4 protein-coding genes are annotated in these 5,401 nt (G+C 69.8%); 2 read left to right on the top strand and 2 right to left on the bottom strand.

Features of this window, described 5'->3' with window-relative positions:
* The first annotated feature begins 260 nt into the window (after window positions 1–260).
* A complete protein-coding gene (locus ACRDP3_RS05645; protein ID WP_431515704.1) occupies window positions 261–830 on the top strand; it encodes a 4'-phosphopantetheinyl transferase superfamily protein in 570 nt (189 codons plus the stop codon).
* Here ACRDP3_RS05645 and ACRDP3_RS05640 read toward each other — a convergent pair.
* Together ACRDP3_RS05640 and ACRDP3_RS05635 are read right to left on the bottom strand one after the other, a co-directional pair.
* Window positions 803–2,920: a SpoIIE family protein phosphatase gene (locus tag ACRDP3_RS05640; RefSeq protein WP_431515703.1), complete on the bottom strand. Its 2,118-nt coding sequence runs from the start codon at window positions 2,918–2,920 to the stop codon at window positions 803–805. The two genes, ACRDP3_RS05645 and ACRDP3_RS05640, sit on opposite strands and share 28 nt — an antisense overlap.
* A gap of 417 nt (window positions 2,921–3,337) precedes the next feature.
* The gene (locus ACRDP3_RS05635) at window positions 3,338–4,645 is read right to left on the bottom strand and encodes a D-arabinono-1,4-lactone oxidase (RefSeq protein WP_431515702.1); all 1,308 of its coding nucleotides are present in this window, start codon (window positions 4,643–4,645) and stop codon (window positions 3,338–3,340) included.
* Between the two features lie 566 nt (window positions 4,646–5,211).
* On the opposite strand from ACRDP3_RS05635, the gene ACRDP3_RS05630 reads away from it, so the two are divergent.
* Window positions 5,212–5,401: hypothetical protein (locus tag ACRDP3_RS05630; protein WP_431515701.1), on the top strand; the 190-nt coding region annotated here is incomplete at its 3' end.

Raw genomic sequence — 5,401 nt, 5'->3', positions numbered from 1 at the left:
GCGGCGGCGACCTCGAACGCTCCGTCGACGATGGCTTCCAGCTCGGCGATCTCGGCCTCGAGGTAGAGCACTCGGGCCGGGCAGGAGATCTGGTACTCGGACATGCGGGCCATCATGCATGGATGCCGTCGCCCCGGCAGCCGCTTCCGGCAGCACCACCCTCACGGTTGACGGAACGGCGGGCCTTCGCAGGCGGGCAAGGTGGCCGTCACTGCCGGATCCTCCTCGGCCGGGCGGTGCTGAAGGGTTCTGTGCGTCGAGTGGACAGCGCCCGCCGCGCGGGATCGGAGCCGTGCAGCACGCGCGAGCGGCGGATGGTGGACCGGCTCGCCGGGGAGCGCCCCGGACTTGCGGGGGACCGGCTGCTGTTCAGCGCCAAAGAAGCCGTCTGCAAAGCTTGGTACCCGGCCGCCCGCCGGCGGATCGGCACGGGCGCCGTCGCGGTCGCCTTCACCACCGGTGGCCTGCTGACGGCCGAGGTCCGTCCGGACCGCACATCGCCGCACCCGGCGCGGCTGCGGCCTGAGGACGGCGGCGTCAAGGCCCGCTACACGGGCCGCTGGTGCGTCGAAGGGGGCCTGCTACTCACGGCCATGGCGGGCCCGGCCGGGACTCCGGCGACGGCTCCGGGCTCGTGCATCCGGGCCACCGCGCTCCAGGTGACGACACCGCGCAAGGTGTTCCCGCCACCGTCCTCACCACGCACCCCGAAGGCCTCCCGCACTCTGCGGGCAGCACGTAACCGTCATCAAGATCTGACCCACCGGCGTCAGGCACGGTGCCCCCCGTCGCGTCTCACGCGTCACGGCCAGGCGGACCCGGTGGCCTGATCCGGCTTGGGCAGGAGCTGTTCGGCCCAGATGGTCTTGCCCTGCCGCGTATAGCGGCTGCCCCACCGGTCGGTGAGCTGCGCGACCAGGTAAAGGCCGCGCCCTCCCTCCTCGGTGACGGCGGCCCGGCGCATCCGGGGCTGCGTGCTGCTCGGATCGGACACCTCGCACGTCAGGGTTCCGGTCCGGATGAGCCGGAGCTCGACAGGTCCGCCGGCGTGGCGGATGGCGTTGGTGACCAGCTCGCTCACGATCAGTTTGGTCGTGAACACGATCTCTTCGAGGTCCCATGCCGCCAGTTGCTGCGTCACCAATTCGCGGGCATCGGAGACGACTTCGGGGTCTGCTGCCAGCGACCACGTCGCCAAGTCCTGCCGCGGAACCACTCGTGTCCGGGCCAGCAGCAGCGTGACGTCGTCCGGCAGCCGGCCCGGTGGCAACCCTTCGACGACATCTCGGCCGACGTCCCTGAGGGGGCGGTTGAGGGCGTCCGAGCGGACCAGCCGCGCGCACAGCTCCTGCATCCCCTCGTCGACGTCCCCGGCACCGCGCTCCACCAGTCCGTCGGTGTAGAGCGCCAGGATGCTGCCCTGCGCCAGTTCCATCTCGGCCGGCTCGAACGGCAGGCCGCCCACGCCCAAGGGCGGGCCAGGATTCAGCTCCACATACGTGGCGGTGCCGTCGGGACGGACGACGGCGGGTGGCGGATGTCCCGCGCTGGCCATCACACAGTTCCGGGTCACCGGATCGTAGACGGCGTACAGACAGGTCGCGCCGATGGCGTCTCGCACGCCGCGGGTCCCCGTCTCCTCGTCGTCCAGGTCTCCGCTCTCGGCCTCGACCGTGAGCTGTGAGACGAGGTCGTCGAGATGGGTGAGCAGCTCGTCCGGTTCCATTTCGAGATCGGCGAGAGTCCGTACCGCGGTTCTCAACCGGCCCATCATGGCCGTGGCTCTCAGACCGTGGCCGACGACGTCTCCGACGACGAGAGCGACGCGTGCGGACGCCAGCTGGATGACGTCGAACCAGTCCCCGCCCACCCCGCTCGCGGCATCGGTCGGCAGATAGACGCTGCCCGTCTCCACCGCCAGGTTGTCGCTCACCGTCGGCGGCAGGAGGCTGCGCTGGAGACTCACGGCTGCCCGGTGCTCATGGGTGTAGCGGCGGGCGTTGTCCAGGGCGAGCGCCGCACGGGCGGCGATCTGCTCCAGAAGGCTCACGTCGTCTTCGTTGAATTCCATGCTGTCCGGGCCGCGCCATACCGCGACTCTGCCGAGCAGGACGCCTCTGGCGTGCAGCGGCGCGCTCATCGCGGTGCCGACCGCCGGAGCCGGCCTTGCCAGGGTCGGGGTGTCGCTCTGCCCCAGTTCCCGGGCACGCTCGGTGTCCTCCTGAGCGGCTTCCTGGCCGGGCACTGCCACGCCGGTGTCCCAGCCCAGATCCGTGCCGACCGGCGGCAGCTCGGCCTCCGCAGGGGCCACCGCAGTACGGCGCAGGGCCGGTTGCCGATGATGGACGGCAGTGGGTTCCTCCCCGCTGAACACCGGTTCGGCGACTTCGACGACGGCCCCGTCGGCCCATTCCGGCACCAGCACACCGACCAGCTCCTCACTGGTCCGCGTCATGGACAAGGAGCGGCCGAGGGCCGCGGTGGCGCCGTGTACCAGCCCCAGACGTCGGCGGGCCCGGTAGTGGTCCGTGATGTCGGTGAAGATGCCCGTGACGCCGAGGAGGCTGCCGTCCGACTCCTGCAACCGGAACGCCGAGACCGACAGCACCCGCCCGCCCCGGGGGTCGATGACGGTCCGCAGGTGATGCTCTTCACTGACCAGCGGTTTCCCTGTCCGCATCACCTCCCTGAATTGGTCCTCGATGACCGCAGCCTCCTCGGCACGCAGGAAATCCGTGAGCCGGTAGCCGGTGAGGTCCGTCGGCACTCCGGTGTACGGCAGAAGGTGGCTGTTGGTCCGCGACAGCCGCAGGCTTTCGTCGAAAACGGCCAGTCCGACGGCGTCCTGGAGAAAGAGCTCCGTGGTGAAGGCACGATCCTGCCGCCACTCGGAGACGCGAGCGGACGGGGCAGCCAGCACGAGGTAATGCGCCTTCCTCCCGGTAGTCCGTTCATCGTTCAATGGAAGTACCCGGAACGCCACACTCACGTGCTCCTGCCCGGAGCCCGCCCGCAGTACCGCCCGGCCCTCCCACGCCGGCCCGGTCCGCTGCGCCACCACCTCGGGCCATTGACCCGGGTCTGCCAGCAAGGTTCGTACCGGCCGGCCGCAGACCTCATGCGCCGTGCGCTGCAGAAGCGCCTCCGCCTCCGCCGTCCAGGCCACAATCGTGCCGGCGCCATCCACCAAGGCCCCAGCCGTACTGTCGCCGAAGGAGAAGTGGAAGTCGTCCGCGCTCCGCATACGAACCCACCTCGCTCGGTGCACCGATGGTCACCATGCTCCCACCATTCGACAGCTGTACGCATGGCAGCGAAACTGGCTCCGAGTGCTGTATCAGTCGCCCAGGACCCGCCGCAGATAGGGATTGCCGAACACCCGCTGCGGGTCGAGCCGGTCGCGCAGCGCCGTGAACTCTCCGAATCGCGGATAGACGCCGGCCAGGTACTCGGCGCCGCGGCTGTGCAGCTTTCCCCAGTGCGGCCGTCCGCCATGGGCCGTCATGATCCGCTCAACGGTGGTGAAGTACGTCCGGTACGGCGCCCCCCGGTACATGTGCACCGCGATGTATGCCGTGTCGCGGCCGCTCGCCATGGAGAGCGGGATGTCGTCGGCGGGCGCGGTCCGCACCTCCACTGGAAAGCCGATCCGCAGGGAGGACCGTTCGATCATCGCCCTGACCTCGCACAGCGCGTCGACGGCCGCCTCGCGCGGCACCGCGTACTCCATTTCGACGAAGCGCACGCGTCTCGGGCTGGTGAGGACCCTGTAGGGGATGTCGGTGTACGTACGCGCCGACAGGACACGACTGGAGAGCCTGGCGATGCCGGGGATGGCGGCGGGCACGGCCTTACCGAACGTGCAGACCAGCTGGAACATGCCGTTGGAGAGCAGCTCGTCCTCGACCCAGCGGCTGATCCCGCTGACAGGCGCGCGAGGGCCGGCACTGCGGTTGTTGCGCTTGGTGTTGCAGTTGCCGGTGTGGGGGAACCAGTAGAATTCGAAATGCTCGTTGTCGGCGGCCAGCTTGTCGAACTCCGCGGTCACGCGGTCGAAGGGCATCGGCTCCTCCCGCGCGGTCAGCAGGAAGAGCGGTTCCGCTGCGAAGGTGACTGAGGTGATCACGCCGAGGGCGCCGAGCCCGACCCGGGCGGCGGCGAAGACCTCCGGGTGCTCTGATTTCGAGCAGGTGAGCAGGGAACCGTCGCCCGTGACGAGCTGGAGTGCGGTGATCTGCGCGGAGAGCGACGCCGAATCGCGGCCGGTGCCGTGCGTGCCGGTGCTGACCGCACCTGCGGCGGTCTGCTCCATGATGTCGCTCATGTTGGCCAGTGACAGGCCTTCGGCGGCAAGGTCCGCATTGAGCCGGCTCAGCGTCATGCCCATGGCAACGGTGACGGCTCCTGCCGTGTGATCGACCGCCACGATGCCGGTGAGCCTGCCGGGGCGGATCAGTACCCCGTCAGTCGTCGCGGTCGCGGAGAAGGAGTGGCCGGTGCCGACCGGCTTGACCGTGAGGCCGTCCTCGGCCGCGGCCGCCACGATCCGCGCCAGCTCCCCGGCGGATGACGGTTCGGCGACCCGGACCGGCCGTGCGGTGACGTTTCCCGCCCAGTTCCGCCATAGGACTCGCTCGCCAGTCACCCTCAGCAACCTCCGCTCTCGGCCGGTGCCATCCGCAGGAGCGCTGACCCTCCCGCGGGAACGGCCACGGCCTTCGGCGCCCACTACCAAGTGTGCGGCGGGACGGGCGGTGCCGCGCCTCTGTCTGTTCACCCCACCTGTGGTGGCAAGACGGAGGCGTATCTCGGCCTGGCCGCATACACGCGCGACTGTGGCAAGACTGCCGCAGGGCACCCACCGACGGGCGCGCCAGATTATCTCCGACACCTACACCGCGGTCCTGCCGGGCTCATGCGCAGCGAGGCGGAGTCGACGCTGTCGGTGGTGCCCCGCGCCCCACGGCCCGAGCCCGAGGTGGACCAGGAGGAGCGAAGACGCATGATGTGGACCCCGGACCCGTGGTCAGCGGCGACGTCGACCCTTCGTCCCGGCGTTCATCGTCGCTCCTCTGCCGACTCGGTCCGGGATTCACGGCCCGTTCACGCGCCGTCTCTCTGGGAGGGGGGCTGTACCCGTAGCTTCGGCTCGAATATTTCCGGCATCATGTCGGCGCAGCCGCGCCGGTGGGAACCGATACGGAGTTCGACGTGCGCAGACTGCTGACGCTGATCAATTCGCATCCTGGCGGACGTTCCGCCCTGACCTGTCGCTATCGCTGCGGCGACGCGTGCTTCCACGAGGTGCCGAACACCAGCGACAACGAGTACGTCGGTGACGTCATCGCCGGTGCGCTCTCGCGTCGCAGGGTGCTCCGCGCCGGCGCGGTCATGACTGTCG

The sequence above is a fragment of the Streptomyces sp. genome (genome assembly GCF_050698815.1).
Classification (GTDB): Bacteria; Actinomycetota; Actinomycetes; order Streptomycetales; family Streptomycetaceae; genus Streptomyces.
The sequence above is the reverse complement of the archived record's forward strand: the minus strand, read 5'-3'. Positions and strand labels throughout refer to the sequence as shown.